The organism is Streptomyces sp. Wb2n-11 (assembly GCF_001049855.1).
GTDB classification, from domain to species: domain Bacteria; phylum Actinomycetota; class Actinomycetes; order Streptomycetales; family Streptomycetaceae; genus Streptomyces; species Streptomyces altiplanensis.
In genome coordinates, this window is sequence record NZ_CVPB01000001.1 from 6,456,546 (window position 1) to 6,478,688 (window position 22,143).

22 protein-coding genes are annotated in these 22,143 nt (G+C 67.7%); 16 read left to right on the top strand and 6 right to left on the bottom strand.

What is annotated here, in order from left to right:
• The first annotated feature begins 271 nt into the window (after positions 1-271).
• The 9 genes from BN1555_RS29650 to BN1555_RS29690 all read left to right on the top strand — a co-directional run bounded on the left by BN1555_RS29650 (position 272) and on the right by BN1555_RS29690 (position 7,071).
• Entirely contained in the window at positions 272-1,555 is a 1,284-nt protein-coding gene (locus BN1555_RS29650) for an MFS transporter (RefSeq protein ID WP_093802224.1), read from the top strand.
• Between the two features lie 183 nt (positions 1,556-1,738).
• On the top strand, positions 1,739-2,296 hold the full coding sequence (locus BN1555_RS29655) for a PH domain-containing protein (RefSeq protein WP_093802225.1): 558 nt from the start codon (positions 1,739-1,741) through the stop codon (positions 2,294-2,296).
• A gap of 68 nt (positions 2,297-2,364) precedes the next feature.
• Positions 2,365-3,582 (top strand): PH domain-containing protein, encoded by a 1,218-nt coding sequence (locus BN1555_RS29660; RefSeq protein ID WP_176710164.1) that lies wholly within the window; start codon positions 2,365-2,367, stop codon positions 3,580-3,582.
• A 384-nt stretch (positions 3,583-3,966) separates the two neighbouring features.
• Entirely contained in the window at positions 3,967-4,371 is a 405-nt protein-coding gene (locus BN1555_RS29665) for a hypothetical protein (RefSeq protein WP_176710165.1), read from the top strand.
• Between the two features lie 196 nt (positions 4,372-4,567).
• Entirely contained in the window at positions 4,568-5,404 is an 837-nt protein-coding gene (locus BN1555_RS40740; RefSeq protein ID WP_255306242.1) for a hypothetical protein, read from the top strand.
• A gap of 10 nt (positions 5,405-5,414) precedes the next feature.
• Complete coding sequence (locus BN1555_RS39185; protein ID WP_176709885.1) at positions 5,415-5,561, top strand: Panacea domain-containing protein; 147 nt, start codon at positions 5,415-5,417, stop codon at positions 5,559-5,561.
• A 73-nt stretch (positions 5,562-5,634) separates the two neighbouring features.
• The gene (locus tag BN1555_RS29680) at positions 5,635-6,252 is read left to right on the top strand and encodes a hypothetical protein (RefSeq protein WP_093802229.1); all 618 of its coding nucleotides are present in this window, start codon (positions 5,635-5,637) and stop codon (positions 6,250-6,252) included.
• A gap of 176 nt (positions 6,253-6,428) precedes the next feature.
• A complete protein-coding gene (locus tag BN1555_RS29685) occupies positions 6,429-6,704 on the top strand; it encodes a hypothetical protein (RefSeq protein WP_141662910.1) in 276 nt (91 codons plus the stop codon).
• A gap of 124 nt (positions 6,705-6,828) precedes the next feature.
• Positions 6,829-7,071 carry a hypothetical protein gene (locus BN1555_RS29690; RefSeq protein WP_093802231.1) on the top strand — a complete coding sequence of 81 codons (243 nt, stop codon included), beginning with the start codon at positions 6,829-6,831 and terminating at the stop codon, positions 7,069-7,071.
• On the opposite strand, the gene BN1555_RS29695 is transcribed toward BN1555_RS29690, so the two are convergent.
• On the bottom strand, positions 7,035-8,303 hold the full coding sequence (locus tag BN1555_RS29695; protein ID WP_093803728.1) for an IS701 family transposase: 1,269 nt from the start codon (positions 8,301-8,303) through the stop codon (positions 7,035-7,037). The two genes, BN1555_RS29690 and BN1555_RS29695, sit on opposite strands and share 37 nt — an antisense overlap.
• A gap of 361 nt (positions 8,304-8,664) precedes the next feature.
• Between BN1555_RS29695 and BN1555_RS29700 the strand changes: the two genes are divergently transcribed.
• The 7 genes from BN1555_RS29700 to BN1555_RS29730 all read left to right on the top strand — a co-directional run bounded on the left by BN1555_RS29700 (position 8,665) and on the right by BN1555_RS29730 (position 16,896).
• Positions 8,665-9,420 carry a hypothetical protein gene (locus BN1555_RS29700; RefSeq protein ID WP_093802232.1) on the top strand — a complete coding sequence of 252 codons (756 nt, stop codon included), beginning with the start codon at positions 8,665-8,667 and terminating at the stop codon, positions 9,418-9,420.
• A 110-nt stretch (positions 9,421-9,530) separates the two neighbouring features.
• Positions 9,531-10,658 carry a hypothetical protein gene (locus tag BN1555_RS29705; RefSeq protein ID WP_093802233.1) on the top strand — a complete coding sequence of 376 codons (1,128 nt, stop codon included), beginning with the start codon at positions 9,531-9,533 and terminating at the stop codon, positions 10,656-10,658.
• A gap of 350 nt (positions 10,659-11,008) precedes the next feature.
• Positions 11,009-11,857, top strand: a complete 849-nt coding sequence (locus BN1555_RS29710; protein WP_093802234.1) for a hypothetical protein — start codon at positions 11,009-11,011, stop codon at positions 11,855-11,857.
• Positions 11,858-12,009: 152 nt separating this feature from the next.
• A complete protein-coding gene (locus BN1555_RS29715) occupies positions 12,010-12,933 on the top strand; it encodes a hypothetical protein (protein WP_093802235.1) in 924 nt (307 codons plus the stop codon).
• A gap of 485 nt (positions 12,934-13,418) precedes the next feature.
• Positions 13,419-14,138 (top strand): hypothetical protein, encoded by a 720-nt coding sequence (locus BN1555_RS29720; RefSeq protein ID WP_093802236.1) that lies wholly within the window; start codon positions 13,419-13,421, stop codon positions 14,136-14,138.
• Between the two features lie 429 nt (positions 14,139-14,567).
• Positions 14,568-16,244 (top strand): hypothetical protein, encoded by a 1,677-nt coding sequence (locus BN1555_RS29725; RefSeq protein WP_093802237.1) that lies wholly within the window; start codon positions 14,568-14,570, stop codon positions 16,242-16,244.
• Positions 16,245-16,464: 220 nt separating this feature from the next.
• Entirely contained in the window at positions 16,465-16,896 is a 432-nt protein-coding gene (locus BN1555_RS29730; RefSeq protein WP_176710166.1) for an NADAR family protein, read from the top strand.
• A 169-nt stretch (positions 16,897-17,065) separates the two neighbouring features.
• Here the strand turns inward: BN1555_RS29730 and BN1555_RS29735 are convergent, their stop codons facing one another.
• The 5 genes from BN1555_RS29735 to BN1555_RS29755 all read right to left on the bottom strand — a co-directional run bounded on the left by BN1555_RS29735 (position 17,066) and on the right by BN1555_RS29755 (position 20,481).
• Positions 17,066-17,275: a hypothetical protein gene (locus tag BN1555_RS29735; protein WP_093802239.1), complete on the bottom strand. Its 210-nt coding sequence runs from the start codon at positions 17,273-17,275 to the stop codon at positions 17,066-17,068.
• 404 nt (positions 17,276-17,679) lie between these two features.
• Positions 17,680-18,306 carry an N-6 DNA methylase gene (locus BN1555_RS29740; RefSeq protein ID WP_218058208.1) on the bottom strand — a complete coding sequence of 209 codons (627 nt, stop codon included), beginning with the start codon at positions 18,304-18,306 and terminating at the stop codon, positions 17,680-17,682.
• A 129-nt stretch (positions 18,307-18,435) separates the two neighbouring features.
• The gene (locus BN1555_RS29745; protein WP_093802240.1) at positions 18,436-18,657 is read right to left on the bottom strand and encodes a hypothetical protein; all 222 of its coding nucleotides are present in this window, start codon (positions 18,655-18,657) and stop codon (positions 18,436-18,438) included.
• Complete coding sequence (locus BN1555_RS29750) at positions 18,657-19,955, bottom strand: ParM/StbA family protein (RefSeq protein ID WP_093802241.1); 1,299 nt, start codon at positions 19,953-19,955, stop codon at positions 18,657-18,659. The genes BN1555_RS29745 and BN1555_RS29750 overlap by 1 nt, the downstream gene beginning before the upstream one ends.
• Before the next feature lie 58 nt (positions 19,956-20,013).
• A complete protein-coding gene (locus tag BN1555_RS29755; RefSeq protein ID WP_093802242.1) occupies positions 20,014-20,481 on the bottom strand; it encodes a hypothetical protein in 468 nt (155 codons plus the stop codon).
• Between the last annotated feature and the right edge of the window lie 1,662 nt (positions 20,482-22,143).

The following is a 22,143-nucleotide window of genomic DNA, read 5'->3' on the forward strand; positions in this document are numbered from 1 at the left end:
CCACCGGACGCCACCCGCGGTTCGGCAGCAAGGGCGTGCGCCTGCTACTCGTCGGCGACCGGGTCGCCGTGCGCGACCTGCGTGCCGATCGCACCGAGCAGATCGCCCCTTTCGTGGCTGGCGTCGTCGTCGGCCCACCTATCGTCCGGTGCTTGCGACAGCCGCCGACACCGCCGCCTTGGTCACGAACTCCATCCGCCTTCCGCGGACCTGATCTCGACCTTGGCGCGACCACACCTCCAGAGGGAACCTGACCACAGATGGAGCACCAGTGCCTTCTACCGTTGCTACGCCGCAGACCGCCCCCGACCCCGATGCCAAGGCCCGCCGCTGGCCGCCCATCATTTGGGCGGCATTCATCGGAACCTTCACCATCCGCGCCTTCGGCTTCGCCTACCCTTTCCTCCCTTACCACGCCAACAACCTCGGCTTCTCCGCCCATATGACCGGCTGGATCGTGGCCAGCTTCGGCGCCGGCTGGCTCGTAGGACAGGTCGGGTGCGGATGGCTGTCCGACCGATTCGGCCCACGCGCGACGCTCGGCTACGCCATGGGAGCAGCTACCGTGACATTGCCGGTGCTTGCTGAAGTGCAGTCTCCAGTGGCACTCCTCGTATCGTCATTCCTCACCGGAGTGGTATATGACGCAGCACGGCCGGTGATCACGGCACTCATCGACGACACCTTTCCCACCAAAGCGCAGCAGGTACTCGTGAGCGGGTGGCGTCACTTCTGCGTCAACATCGGAGCCGCGCTCACTGGATCACTCGGTGGGTACCTCGCTGCCACAGCAGGACTACCGACGTTGTTCTGGATCAACGCCTGCGCCTGCGCATTGTTCGGGCTCGCTGCGGTGTTTCTGCTCCCGCCCCCGCCCCGAAGCCGAAGAGCTGGCTCGGGTCTGGGCTGTAGCCGTCCGAGCTACTCCGACGCCCTGCGTGACAGCCGCCTGTGGTTGCTCTCCCTGGCCAGCCTCTGTGCTCTCACCTGCGCCGGCAGTGTCTTCACGGCACTGCCGATGCTTATGAGCTCGGACGGCCTCGACGCGACCGCGTACGGGTGGACGCAGGTGGCAAACGCAGCTGCCGTACTCCTTCTCTCTCCCTTCTTGACCCCTTGGCTCAGCAGACGCGCTGCAGAAGGCGGCCCCATGACCGGCTTGCTCGCCGTCAGCTCCCTCCTCCTCGGCATCGGCATGGGACTCGCCGGCCTGGCCGACTCCACGAGCGGCTACTGCCTTGCCGCTGCCGCTGCTGTACCCGGCGAGATCATCCTCTTCATCGCGGCAGGAGATCTTGTCAGCCGTGTTGCCCCGCCTGGAGCGAACGGACGGTACGCCGGCCTGTGGGGCAGCAACCTCGCGCTGGCCGTTATCGCCGCACCGCTCCTCGCCGCGTGGTCGCTCAACCATGGCGGGGGCATCACCGCGACTTGGGTCATCTGTGGTGTCGGAGCGCTCGGGGCAGTCCTGTGCTGGCCCTTGCACTCGATCCTCCGTACACGAGACGCATCTTCTCCGCGATCCCCGAGTCGGGCTGAGATCAGAGACAGGTAGGGAAGAGACCTTGGCCGCCAAGTCAACACAGTGCGGCAAGGCAGCCCTTCTCCGTCAGCTCCGCGACGACCAGCACGTTCGAAGACGGCGATGGCTCTCTGAACCTGCACCCGCGTAGGCCCGGCCCCCCGCTGCACCCGTTCTCTCTCGCCACACGCCGCCAACCAGACGAAGGACGACCGCATGCTCCATGGCATCCAACCCGAACCACCGTTCACTCTCAGCGGTGTCGAACTGACCCGACACCCTGAGCGCACCGTCCGCGTCAGCCGCATCGCGACCGCACTCGGCGTTCTTGGCGTAACCGCCCTGCTCGGAGCGCTGGGAGTCATGGTCACCAGTGCCGTCTATCTGACGGTGACCAAGTCTCGCGACTGGCACAACATGTTGGACTGGTGGGACGCGAGGATGGCGTTCATAGCCGTGCTCCCCGCCGCCTTCTACGCCTGGCGCTGGAATCGCATCAAGGCCGCGTGGACCTTCCGCGGGTATCACCTGGGTGCGGAGGAGCTGTACATCCGCACCGGCCTGCTGAACCGTAGCCTCACCGTCCTGGCCTACGCCCGGATACAGGAGGTGAATGTCTCCTCCGGTCCCATCCAGCGCCGCTACAGCCTTGCCACCGTCACTATCAGCAGTGCGGCCGGCCGCGACGCCGTTGAAAACGTTGATCCGCAGACGGCGCATGACCTGCGCGACCGGCTCACCGACCTCGCCCGTGAGCGGAGGCTGCCGGTATGACCGAGCCGCTCCAAGGCCGACTCCACCCAGTCACACCACTGAGGCGGAGCTGGGCCGTTCTCGTCGCGATGGCAACTTTGGCCTACAACCAGCGCGACCTATTCAGTGTCGGAACCTCCGACACCAAGGAAGCGATCGACATCCCTGTGTGGGCAGCCTGCGTCATCGTGACAGTGCTCATCGGGGGGGTCGTCAGCCTGTTCGTCGCTGCCTGGTGGCACAGCCACTACAGCCTCGAGGGCGACACCCTTGGATACCGCAGCGGTCTGCTATTCAAGGTCCGACGTCACTGCGACCTCGACCACGTACAGAGCGTCGACATCGTCCGGCCCTTTCTCGGCCGGCTCATCGGCGTCTGCACTCTCCGCGTCGTGATGTCCGGCACGACGATGACTTTGTCCTACCTCACCCTCAACCAGGCACGCACGCTCAAGGCGCGCATCCTCGCCGAGGACGCCGGCGACGAGAAGCTCTACAGGGTGAAGGCGAAGGACCTGGTGCTCGCCCTCCTTCTCGACATCGGCACCAACATCTGGTCGCTCGTCCTCGTCGCGTTCGGTGTCCTCCCGTATGCCCTCTCCGGTGAGCTGCTCACGCTCTCCACTCTGATCGCTTTCGCCCCCAAGGTCTGGCGGCTGACCGGCAAACGGCTCTTCGTCTACACCGGATGGTCCATCACCCGCACCGCCGAGGGCAGCTACCGCACCGACTACGGCATGTTCGACACGCAGCAGTACACCTACCGGGATTCCCGCGTCGCCTCTATCGAGATCCACCAGCCAGTCCTGTGGCGGAGGCTCGACTGGGTCGAGGTCAAGGTCGCCGTCGCTGGCGCCGCCGTCCCCGGCCTCCTGGTACCCGTCTGTCCCCGTGCTGTCGCCGAGAAGATGGTTCTCCACCTCCTCGGCCCCGGCACCGTATCCCACCTGCACGAACCGATCCCTGCACCCCCCGAGGCCCGCAAGGTCACGCCCTTCCACAAAGCGCTCGGGTACCGCCTTGACAACGGGTACTTCACCGCCTGGCGCGGGTTCTTCCTCCGTAACGTTACGACGGTGGCCCCCGTCGGCCGGATCCAGTCCGTCTCCGTCGACCAAGGCCCGTGGCAGCGCCGGTTCGCCCTCGCGAGCGTCTACGCGCACATGGCCGGTGGCAACAGCGTGCCGGCCGCCCACCGCACCAATGTCGAATCGGCCGATCTTGCAACTCGCCTCTACGAGCAGTCGATGGACTACGCCGAGGCCAAGCCAGGTCATCAGGCGGGGCTGGTGAACACCGGCCGATAGGCGGCGTCACTGAGCCACTGGCTACCGAGCGACGCATCTGCTGCAGGCGGACGGCAGGCCAACCTCACGCGGGGAACGCCCACACGGCGGCCGGCGGTCGTCCCCTGCCACCGTTTTTCGTCGCCTGCCGCCTGACGCCTGGACCTTGAGCGTTTGCGCCTGCTCCGGGCCCAGCACGTGCTCGGCAGCACTCAACGCCACCGGAGAGCAGGAGGGACCCCACAGTTGAACGAAGCCGGACGGCCTCGTTCACCAGGACCTCCCCGCCCTGGCGGCTGCACGCATCTACGGCGTGCGCCGCGATCCCGACGAGCCCGTCTTCTTTCGAACCCATGCCAGCGGCCCACCCACAGCACAAGCACTGACCAAGGAGCACTGACCATCATGAGTTTCCTCAGCCGCATCGGCTTCATCGAGACCGAAGAGCAGGAGCGGACCCGGCTGGCCCAGGCCCCCGAAGGCTCGCTGAACCACTACCTGTCAACTCGGCCCGTGACCATCGACGAGTGGCCCAAGGACCTGCTCATCGAACTGCCCTGGCAGAAGCCGCGCACTGACCAGGCATACCGCGTCGTCGTGGTGCCGATCGAGTTTCGGAAGGACGCTCTGCCTGAGGATGTCGAGGAGGAGCCGCTGCCGCGCAAGCGCCACTCCGGCGCCTGGATGTGTGCCGTGGTGTTCTCCGACCACCCGGACTACCCGGCCGGCGGCTTCCGCATCGACGTCCCGGTCGCCCAGCTGGCCCGCGGCCGGAGGATCGACCTCGCCGGGGTACCGGCCCAGGCCTGACCCCACGAGCGCAACGCATCCGCATCATCACCCCCCGCAGGGATCACGCCGTGCGGGGGCTCCTCGTTCTCGCCCCCACTCGACTGAAGCAGAACCCGCACCAGAACCTCTCCCGTCCTCCTCGTCCTCGTGGCGCTGCGTTCTGTTCCCTGACCCCACGCCCCTCAACGTCACTCAGCAGAAGGCGAGTTCCGCTATGTACACCGTCAGTGAAGAGCAGAGGGTCGACGCTGTTCACCGGCTGAGCATGATGTCCGAGCGGCACCCTGAGCTGAAGCACCGTGTGGCGGACGCCCGGCTGGAACTCGCTGCCGTCATTCTCGCCATGGACGCCGTCGACGAGCGCATCCAGGCGGGGAGAACACTCACTCCCTCCAGGAGCAGGCTGCCGTCGAACAAGCGAAGAACGCCCATGCTCAGGCCTTGGCGGACCTCCTGCGAGGCGAGCACTGAGCCGCACTGGCTCGTCCCCGCAACCATCAGCGAACCGCGCATAGGAAGACCCGTCATGTCCGATGCACCCGAGTACACGCCCTACAGCATCTACGTGCTGGAGCCGCACGCTGATTGGGTGACCGCCGAGAACGGCTACATCCCGATCGAAGTCCTTGTCGAGCGCGTCTACGGCAAGCCGTACAGCTCGCTGCGCGGATGCCAGCGGGACGACGAGCACATCGGCAACGACAGCGTGAAGCTGTACAAACTCACTTCCGACGATGACTACTTTGAGGCACTCGACGCGTTCGACGACGTCGAGATGTACATGGGCCGGGACTCCCGTACAGGCGAGAGTGTCATCAAGACGGGCACGACAGAGGTGGACTACTGGCTGAGTATCCGCGTTGCTGACGAGAACACGCCAGCCACTGTCGAGGCGAACCCGCCACGAACGCAAGACCTTGAGAACGCCGTGTTCGAGGACCGATTCTTCGCCGATCGCGCCTTTTCCCCGTCACTGGGACTGATCCTCGCCGATCTCATCCGCCGCGGCGAACTCCCGCGCGGCGACTACCTGTTCCGGCACTGGTGGTGATCGAGGCGGAATGAAGGTTGGAACCATCGCTCAGTCTCAGACATCCGTCTTCGACGTCGCCGAGTACATCCTGCAGAGGCACGCCGCGGCCAAGCCCCATCAGCCGGCGATGACCGCAATGAAGCTCCAGGAGCTCGTCTACTACTGCCAAGCCTGACACCTCGCCTGGGAGGGCAGAGCCCTCTTCCCGGAAGCGATCCAGGCCTGGGCCATGAGAGAGACCCAGCACCATGTACAACACCCCTTTACGCCAACGCCTGCGTACCTGGGCGATCTCGATCGCGATAGTTGCCGCCCTGGTCGCAGGCGTGTTCCTCTGGCTCAACCACATCAAGGAGCAAGACGCCCAGGAGCGGGCTGCCATGGCGAACACGAAGATCGTCTACGCCGCGAACCCCGTGCGGAAGCTCGTCAAGCGCACTGACGGCTCCTACTACAAGGCGACCCCCGAGGCGGAGACTCCGTACACCGGGACCTACGACTACACGACCATCGAAGACCACAACGTCGCCGTGCCCGGAAGCGTGTCGGTAGAGGAGCGCAGAGCTCAGCCGTCGTTCCTGTGGTACCGCTCGACGTTCATCAACGACATCACGGTTCGAGTCATCGATCCACATGAAGCAGACCAGACGCCGCGCGTCGAGCGGCTGCGCTGCACGGTCGAGCCCGTCGATGCGTCGAAGCCGAGCTACACCGGCGACCCGCACGACAGGAGTCGGCTGAAGATCGGGCCCGACCAGGAAGGCACGGACGCAGGAAGCCTGAGTGGTTTCTTCTCGAACGGCGGCCAGCAGCTGTGCCAGGACCGGATCACGATCCTCGTGCCGGACGGCAGCATTCAGCCGTAGCCGACTGAGGCTCACCTCTGGGCGTCGGCAGGTGAATTCTGCGGAGCCTCCGCCGGCTGAGCATCATGCTCGCCGGGCGGGGGTCTCTCTTTGTCTGCCTGATCAGCGGAGCTGATCCGGTCTGGTCTTCAGGGCATGAGGGCCCGTGCACGGCGCGCGGCAAGGCGGCCCGCATCGTGGCGGTCGCCGAGCTGCATGACGGCAATGCCCCTGAGGCTCCGGCTCCGGCGGAGTACCGCAACGGCGCGGGCGGCACTCTCGGGCAGACGGAGGCCGAGCCGGTCGAGGTGGAGGCCACCCAGGCGCAGGAGACGGCCTTCACGGCGCGCACGCAGGCGACGCAGGACACCGCAGCGTCCCGACCCGCGTCCGCCGAAGGGCTCCAAGACTCCCGCACGGCGTCAGGCGCGGCGCCGACCGGCGGGGGACGACGGACCGGCCGTACTGCGTGACCTGCTACGGCTCGACGGCATCTGATCACCCGGCGCCGCCCTGAATGCCCAGGCAGCCCCCGTTCGAGTCGGGCCGGTTGCACTCAGCACGAACCCCACCCTCCACACGCGAGAGGCCCCCGACATGAGTCAGCACGCCGCCCCCGAGATCACCCCCGCCCCTGAAATCCTCGCTCGCCTGGACCGCATCGCCGCCGAACGGCACGTGACCGGCCCCGGCTTGTCCCACGCCGAGCACACCGCCGCCGCCCTGGTTATCGCCGACCACTACACCGACGGCGGCACCCGCAAGACCACGACCGGCCTAGTACTCCAGTGCGGTTTCGTGATCTATCCAGCGGGTTCGCCGGCGGCTCGTCGTCGGTAGTGGCTGCGTCGGGCTATTGCCTGGTGGCGCCGGCGCCAGTTGGACCAGTGCAGCAATCTGGCCGCGGTCACGGCTGGTGGGTGGAAGACGGCGACGAGTAGGTGTCGGATCTCCGGGACGGTCAGCGTGACCGGATCGTGGCTGCGGGCGAAGTGGTGTGCACGGGCGGGCCGTTCGGGGACCGCGTCGGAGGCGAGGGCGGTCAGGAAGGCCAGGGCAAGCATGGCGAGCGTGATGTGCCGGTGCCAGGAGGTCCAGTGCCTCACCTGGTAGTGGTCGAGTCCGACCTGACTCTTGGCGGCCTGGAAGCACTCCTCGACGCTCCAGCGGGCCCCGGCAACGCGGACCAGTTCGGACAGGGGCACTTCGGTGGGTGACCAGCACAGGTAGAAGGCGAGTTCACCGGTGGACCGGTTGCGTCGGATGAGCAGGTGGCGGTGGCTGCCGGTGCCGATGTGGATCCAGGCCCAGTCGTAGTACCGCGGCCCCTTCGCGCCGTTGCCGGCGCTGTGCCGCTGCCAGGCCGTGGCAGGCAGGCGGTCGGTGACGATGTCCGCGCGGACGGCAGTGCGGCCGTGGTTGATTCTCACCCGCATCGAGCAGGCGACGGCCAGGACATAGCCGGTGCCGCGTGTTTCCAGGGCGGCGCGGAGCTGGGGGTCCTGGCCGTACGCTTCGTCGCCGGTCACCCAGGAGGCGGCGATCCCGGCGTCCAGCGCGGCGGCGATCATCTCCAAGGCCAGAGTGGGCTTGGTGGCGAACTGCACCGTCTCGGGTATCCCGGCCGCGGTGCGGCGTTCGGGATTATCGGACCAGGAGTGCTCGGGCAGGTAGAGCCGTCGGTCGATCAGGGCCCGTCCCCGGCTGGTGGCCAGGGCGAGGAACACGCCGACCTGCGAGTTTTCGATGCGTCCCGCGGTGCCGGTGTACTGCCTCTGCACTCCTGCCGAGGAGCGGCCCTTCTTCAGGAAGCCGGTCTCGTCGACTACGAGAACGCCGCCGTCGGCGCCGAGGTGTTCGGCGGCGTAGGCACGCAGGTCGTCGCGGACCGCATCGGCGTCCCAGCGGGCGTAGCGCAGCAGGCGCTGCATCGGCCCGGGCCGGGCATGGCCGGCCTGTTCGGCCAGTTGCCAGCAGTTCTTCCGTTCGACGCTCGACAGCAGCCCGAGCAGGTAGGCGCGGGCCGCGGCCCGGGGTTCAACTCGGCCGAACCTGCCCGCGATCCGGGCCATGACCTGGTCGAACATCGCCCGCCAGCGAGCAGGGTCTACGCTATGGCCCACGGCCACCGCACGATCTTCAGGAGTCCACACAACCCCCGATGATCACGCGGTGGCCGTACCCGTTCCCAGCCGGGGCCGCGACAAGATCGCGAAGTCAGACTGGAGTACTAGACCGTGACGAACTCTTCTGGTGGTACCGGCTCGGCTCCACCTGGGACCTGATCCCCGCCTACCGCACCGCACGTGGCCTGACCGGCCAGGGCGCCTGACACCCCAACCCCCTTACGGCGCCCAACCCTCTTACGGCGCCCTGCACCTGGGCGGGGCGTCCACAGCCACGGAAGCCGAACCAACCCGAGGAGAACCCCGCATGTCCACGCTCACCGCATGCCCCAGCCTCACCAAGACGCGCCCCGCGTACGACGGCCACGCCGGTGCCGTGCTCCGTGACGCGCTCGAGGTACTCGGGATCGTGCACCACGTGGACCAGCCGTGGCGCGGGCTGCCTACGGAGTACCTGGTGTGCAGTGTGCCGGGGCGTGCGCGGGTGTGGATCCACTGTGTGGCGGACCCGTCCGCCCGCACTCCGGAGGGCCGCCGGTTCGCCGATCACTACGACCTGCCCACGGTCGCACTGTGGGCCGTGGCCGCCATGGTCACCGAGGACGAGTCAACCCAGTTCGTGTTCAACGGGTTTGACGACGAGCACAAGCCCACGGCGAGCGCGGGCATGCAGACCGGGCAGTGTGCTGCCGCCGTGGCCGAGCACTTCGGGCTGACGGTGCCGGAGCCTGAGTACACCTGTCTGCACTGCGCGCGCGTCATCGAGTGGATCGAGGCCGACGGGCAGGGCGCTTGGTACGACTCGTCCAACTGGATCGGGTGCGTGGACGGCGAAAGCCTGCACGCCCCGGAGCCGCTGTGCGGTTGGTGCGAGGACTACGGGTTGATCGAGGTCTTCGACGACTCCACCGACGCCCTGAAGGGGCACATCACATGCGACAACGCGCCGTGTGTCGCCCGGCGCATTATGCGCAGCGATCAGGTCGAGCGCGAGCGCCAGGCCGCGCAGGTGCAGGCCGCCGCGCACGAGTGCACCGGCCCCCTGTGCTGCCCCCCGTTCTAGCCCTCATGGCCCCCGGCCCTGCGACGAGTGCGGGCGGGTCGGCCGGTTCGAGACCGGCCGGGGGCACTCAGCACACCCGACCACGGCAGCAACCCGAGAGGAAACCCAGCATGATTACGCAGGTCCGCAGCATCGTCCCGGAGACTGTCAAGCCCGAATACACCCGGTACACGCCGACCAACGGCAAGAAGCCTGACGGCGCCGACTTCGGCGTTGACGGCTGGCTGTTCGCGCTGCCCGGCGAGACGCTCGGCGGGGTCCGGTTCTCGCAGGCCATGTACGCCGCCTTTCAGGTGAGCGAGCGCGGCGCGTTGTTCTGGAGGGTGCGGGAGGTGGGGGGCGAGCGCAGGCAGGTCGGATCCGACAGCACGACGCGTAAGGGTGCGCTCGCGGTGAACACGGTTGCCCAGCAACGGGAGAAGGCCGCCGCGCCGGCAACTCGCGACCCGGGCGCCCGTACACACGACGCCGCCTGGCGTATGGCCGCCGAGGACGGCGAGCGTTCCCAGGTGTCGGCCACCATGACCAAGCGGCTGGAGCGGATGCGTGCGGGCCAACTCGCCGCCCTGCCGACCGTCGCGGAAATCCGGATGGCGTACCCACTCGCCGGCGGGGGCGCCACGCTGCGGCTGATGACCGCCGAGGGCAGCACGGCGGAACGCCACATGATCCCGCTCACGGAGCGGGGCGCGGCCGGTCGGGAGAATGACCCCGCCGGGATCTATCTGGACACCATCACCGACGGCGCGAACACGGAAGGGCTGAAGATCGCCGCCGGATGGCACCTGATGCGGCTTGGCTTCAACTACGCGCGCGGCGCGGCCTGGGCGCCGTACACCGGCAGCGCGAGCAGCGAGGCGCAATGGAAGGAGTGGGCGCCGATGTTACCCGAGGGGCACCGGTGGCCGCACACGGTGCGTGTCGCCATCACGGCGACGGCCGAACACCTCGCCTACATCGACCGCGCGTACGGTCCCGCGCCGGAACTGCCGGACCTTCCGACCGGTGTGAGCGCGCAACCGTCCGGCCCGCGTTCCTGGCAGATCTGCTACGCCAACCGCCGGTTCTGGCAGCTCTCCTACTGGCCCCGGATGGGCGGCGACGTGTGGACCCTGTACGCCGACCCGGCCCGTACCAAGTCCCTCGCCAGGGCCGCGAGCCCCGGCGAACTCCTCGCCACCATCCCCGCCCGTGACGCCGAAGCGCAGGCCCGCGCGGCGGTCCGCAAGAGCTACTGAGACGGGATCCGACACGATGACGGTCACGATCACCGCGGCGCGCGGCCGGTTGGTTCGGCGCCACACGGCCAGCATGCGTCCCACGGAGACACGATCCTCCGCCTCGTCTGGGCCTCGGAGCAGTGCAGCTCGAAGCAGGAGCTGGAGAGCGAGGGAACTGAGTTCCAGCTCATCGGCCGGAGTCCGGCCCGAACGGTGAACCGTACTGGCTGGAGCTCGACCCGGAGCGTGCGGCCGTACTGCGCCAGGACCTGGCCGGGCCCGACGGCGAATGACCACCGCACGTAGGACGCCCGCCGGTATTCGAGCTACCGGCGGGCGCCCTCCGATCACACCACGAGGAGCCACACATGACCAGCAACCCGGACTTCACAGCCACGATCACCGAGCGCACCGTTGTTGTCACCTGGCCGGGCAACGAGCGCGGAGGAGCAACACCACCGCCGGACGACTGGCAGGACCGCGCCTGGGCGCAGGAGTCGACGCTGTACGAGATCGATGAGGGGCCCGTCTCCGGCTGCTCGGTGCTGCGCTGGCGGAACGACCCGCGCTCGGACGCCGAACTCGTCGCCGTGTCGCTGTCGCTCGTCAGTGGCAAGCCCACGCCTGCCGTCAGGTTGTCGCCGGACCGGGCCGCGCTCCGCGACCGCATCGCCGAGACGCTTCGAGAGTGCGGGATCTACGACACGGAGGAGCGGCTCTGGCGGTCCCTGTCGCCCGCATGGCTCGAGGAGATCGGACCTGCGGTGCTGGCCGTGCTGCCGCCGCCCGCCGACCAGGCTGCGGTCCTCGCCGAGGCGATCCGTCGTGTCGAGGACCCTGCCGAGCGCGCCAAGACGACGACCGGTCTCGGGCTCGGCTGGGAGGCCGCGCGGGACGTGCTGCGCCGCATGACCGCCGAGGCGCAGCAGCAGCCCGAAACGACCACCGCTGACAAGGCCGCCGAGCTCGGCATCACGGATACCCAATACCGTGCCTGTTCCCATCGCGCGGCCGTGGAAGCTGTCCGCGCCGCAATGCCGGGCCTGTACGCCAGTGTGGCCCTGCGTGTGGAGGACGCTCTCGCCGTGACACAGCAGCAGGAGTGCACACTGTGCGGCCACCTCACCTGCATGGGCGGCAAGCCCTGCGGCGTGATCTCCACGGAACGCGGGGAGCTGCACGAGCCTTGCGGGCGACAGGGAGCCGAGGCGCAGTAGCAGCCCGAGACCGAGGTCTCGCCCGCCTCGCCCTCCGAGGCCACCGCACGACGTCGCTCCGACGTGGCCGCCTGTGTGCCACACCCGGCATTCCTGGGTCTCCCGATCCTACGAGTGGCCGGAATCAACCCAGCTACAAAGTAAGGACGCTGATGGTCACCGTCGAATTCACCCCGAAGGACATCCCAGCCTTGCGCCGGGCCGCGAAGTTCCTGCGCCGCACGGAACTGAACCTGCCGGCCACGGCCGACTCCAAGACCCACGACGCCATCCTCATCTCCGCTCTGCGGCTGGACGACCAGGCCGACGAGCTGGGCGGGCAGGCCCCAGATCCGACCGTGAACGGGACCCGTCGCCCGATCTTCAACCAACTCGTCGCCCCCCAAGCCGGCGGGCCCATGTTCCACGAGGAGGCAAATGCGCTCCTCGACGCCCACGAGGACGCGGTCCGGGCCGCTGCCGCGGTGGGCGCGCTCCGCCTCCAGGGCGCGATGCTCGCCCTGCACCCGAAGACGGCCAACCCCCGGCACGGGTGCTGCGCGACGCCGAAGGTCTGCAAGGGGACGCACCGGCCGGAGTGCCGGAGCAGCGAGCACACGATCGGCGGTCAGGTGCCGTGGCCGTGCAAGTCGCTGCGCGCCGTCGGGATCAGCAGCGACACCGACGCCGACGCCGTGCGCCAGGCCCTGGCCGCCTTGGAACGGGAGAGCGACCCCGACGGCTACCCGAGCCGGAAGAAGACGAACCGCGGCCGCGCCGTGCACGCCACCAGGCAGGTGGACGACGGCATCGGCGACACCGGCGCGTGCGGCATGTACTTCCCGCGGGACACGGAGAGCAGCCTTGAGGACCCCGACACCGACGTGTCGTGCCAGGCATGCGTGAAGGCACTCCTCAGCAAGCGCGAGGAGGCCGAGGCCGCAGCCGCCGACGAGGCCGCGCACTGCTGCACGCTGCCGCCGAACCGCTTCCTGCCGTGCGGCTGCTGCCCGCACCAGGTCTGCGAGGACTGCGGCGACTGCGCCCACACGTGCGAGTGCGGCACCGGCGGAACCCCCGGACCTGCCCGCCGGTGAGTTGTGTCCCAACGGCCAGCCCCGCCCGGAGTGCTCCGAGAGCGACCCATGCGAGCCCTGATGGCAGGACCAGTAGGGGGAGGGCGACGCGATCGAGGCCAGCATGGGCCTGCGCTGAAACCCGCCCCCACGGCCTGCGCCGACCGGCGGGGGCGGGGCCGTTGGCCTGCTTTCGCAGGACGGGCTCGGTGCGCCACGCCGGGGCGCACCGAACCGCAAGGACGGCGCCGTAACGCCCCCACCCCCCCGGTGCAGGCCGACCCGAACGGCCGGCCGCCCGCCGGTTCCTTGAACTCCGCAGCCGAGGCCCTGCTGAAGGACCTGCAGAACCCCGGCAACCACACCGCCCGCTCCGCGCACGTCATCCACCTCTCGCAGTTGGCCCGCCGCATATACCGGGGCCTGCGGGTCGCCGGGGACGTCACCGCCACCTCGCTCTCGCGGTCGCCCTGCTCGTCGCCCTCATCTGACCTAAGGAGACCGCCGTGCTCGTCGGCGCACGCATCGAACTCACCGCCCGGATCGACGCCCTGGGCTTCACCGCCCACCCGGGCGAGCAGGGCCTCATCCAGGAGATCCACGCCGGCGGCCACTACACCGTCCGCATGGACAACGGCCGCACCCAGTTCCCCCGCCGCAACGAGATGACCTCGCCTGATAGCCGCGACTCCCAGCTCCTGGGCCGGGCCCGCGCCGCGCTCGCGCAGCTCGGCGAAGGCCCGACCGCCCCTGGTTACCCCGACGGCAGCGACCTCAACGGCTGGTTCACCGGCACCCCCGAGATCGACCGCACCACCCTGGCGTGGGCCGCCGCCTTCACCCTGCTCGCCGACCACCAGCCTGACGCCCAGCTGCTCGCCCACGTCTCCGGCGCCGACGCGGTGCTGCGCGAGGAGGGCGTGCGCGGCATCGCCACCCTGCAGAGTAACCTCGTCGGCGGCGCCCCAGTCGACCACCGGTTCACACGCTGCGCGTACTGCGGCGGCCACGGAGACGACCCCACATTCCCGACCTGCGAAGAGCGCGGCTGCCCTCCCAAGTACGAGTTTGTCGGGCACGACCATGGGTGCCCGGTCTGCGGCGGCGAGATGTGGGAGCCTGCCTGGTACGGCGAGCAGCAGATCTGCTACTGCGACGGACTGCTCGCCGACGCGCTGCTGCCCGCCCCACCAGGCCGCCTCGCCCGGCTCCTGCGCCGGGCCTGACCGCTACCGAAAACACCCTGACCAACACCTGTGAGGCCCGTTGGACCCAACAGGTCTAACGGGTCTGCGTGCCTGCCCTGACCTGACCCCGGCACGACCTGGCCACCGGGCTCCAGGACGGCTCCGGGGCCACGCGCATCGAGCGCGTCGCCTGATGAACAGCACAGCCAAGACCCCCACAGGGACCGGCGGGGGTTTTCCTTTTTTGCACGCTCAGCCCCGGCTTCTCACTCCGAGTCAGTCGGGCTGTGCATTCGTTGTCAAAAGATCTTTCGCGCGTCATGGCCTCGAATCGACAGGTGATCTGGAATGGCCTGACAGGGGGTCGAGCTGGGGGAGAGGGAATCGGATGAGACACGGGCATTGCGCTGCAAGGCAGCGCCGGGGTCTCACTGCCGAATCCATCACATCTTCCCGGGGGAGACCGCCATGCCCGAGCGCACCGAGCACGCCCTGCTCTACATCAAGTATGTCGACGACGCCCTTGCCGAGCAGGGTGTCGCCGCAGTCGAAGGCGCGATCTCCGGGATCAGCCTGAGGATCCTGGCGAGGGCTCTACCTGACGGCCGGACGTCCGTCGCCGTCTCGCTCTACAGGCGCGTGCACCGCATGCGCGCCTCGGGCAAGGCATTCCACTACTGGACTCACGAGAAGCTCACGTCGATGGCCCGCACGAAGAAGGACCTCGTCGTCCTGCGCGAGATCGACCGCCGCGTCGGCAAATCCTTTACCCGCCATGTCTTCTCCGGGATCATGGTCGAGTCCTGGATTCACGGGTTGTCCGGGACACTGCAGCAGTGGGTGGAGAGCAACCCGCAGGCCCGGCGGCTTGAAGGACCGAAGCCCGAGGGAGTCGACAGCGCCGTGGACCAGGCGATCGCCGCGATCCGCGAACACATCGGCAAGCTGCCGAACTGGAACGACCGCTTCCCGCTGCTCGCGGAGGACTGGCAGTATCGTCCGGCCTCCGCCTACCTGCCCTATCTCGATGCCCACGACCATGCACAGGTCGCGAAGAACCTCTTCGGCGTGCGCGCCTACCGCAGGCCACTGGCCCGCGAGGTGGAGCGTCTGGACATCAACACCCTGAGCTGGTTCGCCATGTTCCGCGGGTTGGTGCCCGTGGACTGGCTCATCGACGCAATGCGCACCACGGAAACAACCAGTGGCCACAGCCTGATGGAGCGGCCGCTCACATCCCTGCAGCAGCGAGGCATCCGCTCGATCCTGCGCCGGACTCCGCAGCCGGTGCTGCGACGGATCCTCAAGGAGCCCGTCCACCAGGCGCGGCGCACGCTGGCCGATGCAGCCGACTGCACGGCTCACCGTTTGGCCGTCACCCGTGACCTCGACCTCCTTCCAGAGATCATCGCTGCCCGCGGGCAGCGCCGGGTCCGCGGCTCCCGTGACCTCGAGCACCTGGTCCGGGACCTGCCCGCAATCGAGCGCTGGCACGACTCCCGGGGCCGCACGGCCCAGCGCGTCATACAGGAGGAAATCTACGGCCTTCGCGAGATGGAGGACTACAACCGCGTGATCCGGCTGCTTCCCGAGGGCACGGCCCAGGTCGCTGATTGGAACCTTTGGAAGAATGAGACGTTCCGCGTGCAGGCGTTGAGTCTGATCGAGGACCGTCGGCGTGAGCTGATGGCTGCCCGCGATCGTGAGCGCTACGAACGCGAGGAGGCCCGCCGCCTCGAGCGGATCGCGAGGCAGGCCGAGCGCCACCAGTGGGCACTGCAGACGGCCGCACTGCTGGATGGTCGGGAAGCAGCCCCCGGTCTGAACCTCGTCGTCGCCCAAGATGCCGAGACGCTCTCCCGCTGGGGTGCGATGCTCAACAACTGCATCGGCGCGTACGCCGGCGAGCTGGAGCTGGATGTGTTCGCCGCGGTCTGCGAAGCGGACGGCCGCGTGCGTCTGAACCTGCAGATCACGCAGTCGCATGGCGTAGAGCAGATCCTCGGGAAGAACAACCGCGACGCCGTGCGCGAGCTCGGCGAAGCGGCCCAGCAGGTCGTCGACGGGCTGGTCGCCATGGAAGTCCGCTTCCACTTGGATGCTCTGGGCATGGACGGGCTGCGACTGCCCCAGAGGACTCACTGACGCCAAATCTCTACAAGGACCCCGACCTGGTGCTCCGGCATCAGGCCGGGGTTCTTCTCTTGCCAGCCGGAATACCGGAGGAGCACGTGGACTGCAGGGAATCTCTTTTCTGTGCTTCTACTGCTCTGTGATCAGCACAGCTGATCCGGGAGACGACTCGCAAGTATGAGCCCATGAGGCGTCAGGAGTGACCACCGTGGCCCAATACAGTCAGATGCCCATGTTCACCGACACCCTCGGATTCCTCTCGAACTTCGATGAGACGCCCTTCTTCGTCCCGCCGCTGGGGCGCGAAGCTGCCTCCGGTGAACACGCATTCAACGCGCTGAAGACCCTCGATCCCGCTGAGCAGAACCACGTGCTCAGTGCTCCGACTCCCGGCGAAAGCAAGGGGCGGGGCCGCCGGGTGACGCTGCGCCCCGGCTGGAACACCGGAATGCGCGTCTGGGCCATGCAGCGTGTGCTCATGGCCAAGTTCGCTGTCCCCGGCCTGAGCCAGCGGCTCGTCGCCACCGGTGACCTGATGCTCGTCGAGACGAATCACTGGCATGACCAGTTCTGGGGCTCGTGCTTCTGTCCGAAGCACGAGCAGGTCCCAGGCACGAACATGCTCGGCGAGTTACTGATGGCCATTCGCGCACACCACAGCTGACGGTCAGTTGTCACACCGGAAGCCCTCCCCGGCAGAGCGTCATGCTCCGCTGCGGGAGGGCTTCTTTTACACTTCCCGCTCTGATGCCGCAGACAGTGCAGCGAAGACCCCACCGCCCGGAGCACTTGCTCCGACGGTGGGGTCTCTGTTTCCGCGGCCCTGCGTGTGCCTACGGCCTGAGTCCCATGATCGGCAGGAAAACGAACTCCCCCATGAGCAGTGCGCCGAGCAGAAAGGACAGCACCGAGACACCCATGACACCGATGGCGAAGACCGTCGGCCTCTCCTTGTACAGGGTCTTCGCCCGGGCAATGAGGCCCGGGCTCTTCTTGTGCTCGTGCTTGCCGTCGTGTGGGCTGATCGCATTCTCGTCGCGCATGATGCTGTTCCTCCTGAAATCATCGTGTCGGGTTGATCTGGTCTGGTCTGGTCTGGGTCTCCGTCGCCCGTCACAGCCCAGCTGGTCTGCCTCGTGCACCAGAACACCCGCGTTGCGGGGCATGCCCGCCAGTGCGGCCGCCGCTGTTTCGGCACCGACGGCGGCGTCGCATCCGCCGCAGAGTCCCGCGCGTACTTCGTTGCGCTGGCACGCCGGGCACGATTCGGCTGCCGTCTCCTGATCTGCGGGGGCGAGAGCCTCGTGCGCATAGTGCCGAATGAGCTTCCGGCCGTCGGCCGCGCTGTGGGCGTGCCCGATAATCGGCGCGGAGACCGCCGCTCCGCGCTAGGCCGGAGCGTCGTCGCTCTCGACGTCAGAGGGATCGGTTCGTTCTTGCGTGATCGTCATCGCTGCACCTCCAGAGCATCAGCGGGTTTTCCGGTGGTGTCCTGAGGCGGGGCGATGAGCAACCGCCGTGATCCATTGATCGCCCGGACCACCCTGAGCTTCCGGCCCCAACCGCCCAGAACATGAGCGAGAGCGGGCCACGACTCGAAGGTCTCCAGCGTGAGGACGTCGCGACGGCGCACCACCGCAGGGATGTGCAGCAGCGTCAGTTGTACGTAGATCATGTGCATGGCCTGCGGTGCTATGTCCTCAGCCGTCACATGCAGCTGCGTCTGTGGGTTCAGGCCGTGCTCGAGCATCGCCTGCGACAGAGCAACCATGAACGCGCCCGCGCCGCAGCTGGGTTCATACACATTGGCGAAGCCGTCCCTCTGCACCTGCTCGACCACCGAGTCGATCTGCATCTCGGCCATCAGCCGGGCGACGTCGTAGGGCGTGTAGAACTGGCCCAACCGCTCGTTGCCGAGCTCCAACTCCATGTAGAGGCGGCCGAGTACGTCGCAGGGCTCGCGCTCCATCTCCGTGGTCACCAGCGCCAGGGCGTGCGCGAAGCGGTCCAGCTCTGTTCTGCTGTAGCGGCCGGCGATCTGGAGGTACTGCCCCTTCGCGTGCTTCCCAGGCATTGCTCCCGCGGACGTCCACGGCGTTGCGCAGAGCCAGCGCCGCCATCTCGACGAAGTTGTCGAAGACTTCGCTCATCCGCTTCGCGCCGGTGTTCGCCGCCAGCAACTTCACGATCTCGCGGTAGCCGCTCATGCGCCCGGCTCGGGGCTGCTCTTCGAGCCGACCGTGAGAATCGCGGCGGAGCCCGGAAGCTCCTCATCCGACCCGAGCAGCTTCCACCGGGCCTGCTCGCGAAGCGGAACCAGCGCCCCATCGCGGATGAACGCGAGCACGGTCTCGTCCGACAGCTCGATGCTGCTGCTGATCTCGGCAGCTTCAGCCTTCGAGGTCGCATCGAGTGCTTCACACATCAGGCCACCTCCTTACTGCGCTTGCCCGCGGGCTTCGCGGCGAGGGCCTGCTGCTCGACGTGGCGAGCCGCGATGTACAGGCCCTCGCGGTTCAGGTGCCGCGAATAGCTCGAGTCGAGGTAGAGCACGGGCACGTCGCCTGCGGCCTTCAGCAGCGCCGGGTGCAGCAGGTGCTTGATCGGACCCGAGCCGCCGCCGTAGACGTAGACGACCTCAGTCGTCGCGCCGGCCTGCGAGAGAACATCGCCGAAGGAGGAGACGATCTCGTCGACCAGGTAGCTGGCCTCGTCCTCGACGAAGCCGGCGGCACGCTGGTGACGGTTCTTCACCAGCACCGACGGCTCCGCGTGGAGGAAGTCCGCCAGCTGCTTGCGCGAGGAGAACTGCAGCGTGGCGTCCGACTCGCTCATGCGCTCCATGGCGTTCATCAGCGCGGTGCCGTAGCCCTCGTCGAGCGTGGCGGCCGCCTCGGGGTTGAACCGCCCGTCGGTGAAGACCGGGAAGTTCACGGTGCCTTCGCCGACGTCGACGCCGATGGTGTGCTGGACCGCCACCAGATCAGAAGCAGAGACGTCCTCGACGATGGACGCGTCACGGGTGCGCAGATCGTCCAGCAGCGCCTGGGCGAGCGGCTCGCCCTTGTCGGTGATGGCGAACTGCGCGGAGGCACCCTCGGCCATCACCTGGACGTCGACGAACTGCAGACGCACCGAGACGGGAGTGCTGAAGTTCTTGATCGTCACCAGGTGCACCGTCGAATCCGCGCTGCCCAGCAGACCGATGAACTCGGCGGCGTAGGCGTGGCGGCGCGCGACGAACTCGGAGATCGGCAGCGCCAGGCCGGCGCGCACCTGCACGCGCAGCTCGTGATCGGGCAGCGCGCCGTTCTCGCGGACGTAGTCGCGCAGGGCCTTCGCTGCGAACACACCCAGGACCAGAACCTTGCTCAGCTCCTGATCGGCCTTGGAGTGCTTGCCCAGCACCTCGAACTCGGTGAACTTCGAGCCACGCACAGACAGCGCTGCCCGGCCGAAGATCCGGCGGTCCGACGCCGCCACCAGGGGAGTGGTGAGCGAGCAGTCGATCTGGTTGTAGAAGTCGCCGGCCATCACGGAGGCCGCATCGCCATCCGGGAGCGGCACCTTCGGCGAGGTGCGGGAAGTCGAGACGACCGCGCTGGGCAGATCGATCTCGTCGAAGGTGCTCTGCTTCGTATTCTGGATGACGCCCTTGACATAGCCGTTGCCGACGTCGATGCCGCCGGTGAGAGTGATGAGGTCGGTCGGGTTCGTGCTCATGAATTCGGTCCCTCGGTGTCTGTGTTGTCTGCCTGGAAAGTGAGAGTCACCGCGTCACTCAGCGCCGAGTGCTCGCCATGATTTCGTCGATGGATGCCTGCTTCGGCTGCTCGGGCGCTGGGCTAGGGACGGGATCCTCGGCCGTCTCAGCCGGTGCGGGAACCAGCTCGGGCTGGGCTTCCGGTGCTGGTGCTGCGGTCTCGACGACGGCATCCGTGCCGACCTCGGCCTCGTCGGCGACTGCGGGCTGCGGCTGAACCGGCCTGGCGGCCGGACGGCGCTCGGTGACCGCCTCGTCGTCCTCGCGCTGCTCGGTGCTCTCCAGCGGCGGCCGGCCGCGACGCGGCAGTTGCTCGACGGGCTTGTAGTAGACGTCGACGTATCCGTCGCGCTGAATGGACTCCCGAATGAGCAGTCGTAGCGATTGCGAGATGTTCTCCTGCTGATCGAGCCACTCGATCACCGAGGTGTCGGCAGCAGGCACGGTCCAGCGGACCTTGCGAGGTTCACCCGACTGATTCGCCATTGCGCTCACCTCGCCCTGTCACTCGCTCCTGCACTCCATCCGGTCGTTCGCCGGATGCTTCTCGCTCTGTCACATGGACTCACCGCCCTTCGTGTTTCCTCTCGAATGCGAATCAGTGCGAGTCCACCCTAGTGTCCCTATCGAGTCCTGTGCAAGTCTCATTCGATACGCGAGTGAGGTGCCATTGATGTCCCTGTCGAGTACTGGCAGGGCCACCTGCGAGACACCGCAGTGCCCCTGCCTGGGGCGGCCGCGCGCAAGCCGCCGGCGTCATGCGCCTATGAGCCCGCCTGCTACGCAGCAAGTGCTCACCCGGGACACCTGCGAGACACTTGCGGTACCGACACTGATCCAGAAGAGGCACAGCGAAGTACGAACGGCGTCCCTGTGGTGTCCCGGTCGTATCTCCTGGGAGACGCCACCCGGCATCCCCGCACGGGTGAGTCCTCCGAAGGCTCTGTATGCGACGCCAGTGCGGCCCTGTCGGGGCGCACGCGAGACGCCGTGAGGACGTACGCAGAACTCCAAGAGGTACACGGCATCAGTCGGCGTCTTATGTGTGTCGCAGTTGCGTCCCCCGCGTGTCCCGATGAGTCACCTCGGAGACGCGAGGGAGACGCTGTTTCATTGCTGTTTCATGGGGCCGAAAGGCCTCTTTGTGCCTCTTGCCGGAGGGCACAGCAGCGCAGCCATGAAACGCCGGTGGAGCGAGATCAGCGCAGCCGTCGACGAGCCGTCGGCACGGCGCTGGTGCGACGGTCGGTACAGGGGCGTCATCGGGCCGTCATGTTCGCGCAGAGGAGAGCAGAGGGAGAAGGGGGAGTAGGCCCCGCACACAGCGAGCGTGCGAGGAACGACTTGCTTCCGCAGCAAAGGCCCGTGGGGTAGAGGAAGAGCAGAGGCATTTGCTGCGGAAGCAGCCCCTGGAGGAAGACGACAACGGCCCGATGACGCTGGAGCTGCTCGCTGTGCGCGATGGGCGGCTGGTCGCAGCAGTCGGGCCTCTCTTCTTCTGATGCGTCCACGAAGGAACATCCCGGGCTCGCCGCGCAAGCGCGAAAAGGAGCACAGCCCGGGGCCGGAACGTGCGTCGTCGACACAGTGCAGAACGCCCGCCTCGGACGCGGTGCATAAAGTGCTGGCACGCTGCCGCGGCAGCACCGGAGCGAGGTGAATCCACGTCGGTGCAGCCAGCACAACGCGATGGTGCGAGGCCGGCTGCGCCGTCCGCAGCGAGCGATGGAGCAGAGCGTTATCCACAGCCGGAGCGACGGCGTCGCGAGAGGCCGGACCCGCTGTGCGGCGAGGGCTGTGCCGCCGACGGCAGCAGGGTGATGAACCGGAGCTGTGCCCCGTCAGGAGCAGACCCGTACCCCCGCCTCGCTCGTGCCTCACGAGGACGGATCAGCATGGGGGTACGGCCGTAGCACGGACGGCAAAACAGCAGTACAACCAATAGGTGCGATGACCAGGCGAAACGGCCAGACCCGTACCCCCGCTACGCGGAAGAAGGGGAGGGGTACGGGTCAAGAGGGTACGGACCGTTTCCCCTGATGTTCCAGGCTTCCGCTAACGCTCCAGCCGTGGAACAGCGAGGACGACGACAAGGAAGCAAAGGGCATAAGGGAACCTGATAACACGTGTCCTGCGGACCCTCGCTTC

What these genes read in the sequence shown, in the direction of transcription:
- BN1555_RS29710 (WP_093802234.1), top strand. Translation starts at nt 11,009, where the DNA reads ATGACCAGCAACCCGGACTTCACAGCCACGATCACCGAGCGCACCGTT.
- BN1555_RS40740 (WP_255306242.1), top strand. Translation starts at nt 4,568, where the DNA reads ATGTACACCGTCAGTGAAGAGCAGAGGGTCGACGCTGTTCACCGGCTG.
- BN1555_RS29700 (WP_093802232.1), top strand. Translation starts at nt 8,665, where the DNA reads ATGTCCACGCTCACCGCATGCCCCAGCCTCACCAAGACGCGCCCCGCG.
- BN1555_RS29750 (WP_093802241.1), bottom strand. Translation starts at nt 19,955, where the DNA reads ATGAGCACGAACCCGACCGACCTCATCACTCTCACCGGCGGCATCGAC.
- BN1555_RS29680 (WP_093802229.1), top strand. Translation starts at nt 5,635, where the DNA reads ATGTACAACACCCCTTTACGCCAACGCCTGCGTACCTGGGCGATCTCG.
- BN1555_RS29725 (WP_093802237.1), top strand. Translation starts at nt 14,568, where the DNA reads ATGCCCGAGCGCACCGAGCACGCCCTGCTCTACATCAAGTATGTCGAC.
- BN1555_RS29730 (WP_176710166.1), top strand. Translation starts at nt 16,465, where the DNA reads ATGTTCACCGACACCCTCGGATTCCTCTCGAACTTCGATGAGACGCCC.
- BN1555_RS29665 (WP_176710165.1), top strand. Translation starts at nt 3,967, where the DNA reads ATGAGTTTCCTCAGCCGCATCGGCTTCATCGAGACCGAAGAGCAGGAG.
- BN1555_RS29705 (WP_093802233.1), top strand. Translation starts at nt 9,531, where the DNA reads ATGATTACGCAGGTCCGCAGCATCGTCCCGGAGACTGTCAAGCCCGAA.
- BN1555_RS29690 (WP_093802231.1), top strand. Translation starts at nt 6,829, where the DNA reads ATGAGTCAGCACGCCGCCCCCGAGATCACCCCCGCCCCTGAAATCCTC.
- BN1555_RS29755 (WP_093802242.1), bottom strand. Translation starts at nt 20,481, where the DNA reads ATGGCGAATCAGTCGGGTGAACCTCGCAAGGTCCGCTGGACCGTGCCT.
- BN1555_RS29660 (WP_176710164.1), top strand. Translation starts at nt 2,365, where the DNA reads ATGGCAACTTTGGCCTACAACCAGCGCGACCTATTCAGTGTCGGAACC.
- BN1555_RS39185 (WP_176709885.1), top strand. Translation starts at nt 5,415, where the DNA reads ATGAAGGTTGGAACCATCGCTCAGTCTCAGACATCCGTCTTCGACGTC.
- BN1555_RS29695 (WP_093803728.1), bottom strand. Translation starts at nt 8,303, where the DNA reads ATGGCCCGGATCGCGGGCAGGTTCGGCCGAGTTGAACCCCGGGCCGCG.
- BN1555_RS29745 (WP_093802240.1), bottom strand. Translation starts at nt 18,657, where the DNA reads ATGTGTGAAGCACTCGATGCGACCTCGAAGGCTGAAGCTGCCGAGATC.
- BN1555_RS29740 (WP_218058208.1), bottom strand. Translation starts at nt 18,306, where the DNA reads ATGCCTGGGAAGCACGCGAAGGGGCAGTACCTCCAGATCGCCGGCCGC.
- BN1555_RS29735 (WP_093802239.1), bottom strand. Translation starts at nt 17,275, where the DNA reads ATGCGCGACGAGAATGCGATCAGCCCACACGACGGCAAGCACGAGCAC.
- BN1555_RS29655 (WP_093802225.1), top strand. Translation starts at nt 1,739, where the DNA reads ATGCTCCATGGCATCCAACCCGAACCACCGTTCACTCTCAGCGGTGTC.
- BN1555_RS29715 (WP_093802235.1), top strand. Translation starts at nt 12,010, where the DNA reads ATGGTCACCGTCGAATTCACCCCGAAGGACATCCCAGCCTTGCGCCGG.